At 68.8% G+C, this 256-nt stretch carries 1 protein-coding gene; it reads left to right on the top strand.

What is annotated here, in order from left to right:
* Positions 1-256, top strand: a 256-nt coding sequence (locus ACZ3HG_RS24210) for a hypothetical protein (RefSeq protein WP_465334995.1), incomplete at both ends; no start/stop codon positions are given.

Here is a 256-nt window from a genome sequence, read left to right as displayed (position 1 = left end):
TGCGGCCATCACGACGCTCGCGGTGTGCTTCTTCTACCTGCTCGCGCAGATGGCGGGCGCGGGTGGCCTGGTGTCGCTGCTGCTCGGGATCACCGAACGTGTGGGTCAGTCGATCGTCGTGGCGGTCGTCGGCATCCTGACCTACAGCCAGGTCGGTGTGATGGGCGCCGAACCCGACCCGCTCGCCGAGGCGCGCTCGAACCCGGGCCTCACGATCACGGAGGACCCGACAGCGGTGATCCTGACTCCGACCTCG

It is taken from the genome of Erwinia sp. PME.40.26/001 (genome assembly GCF_055556675.1).
This window is presented reverse-complemented; position numbering and strand designations above follow the sequence as displayed.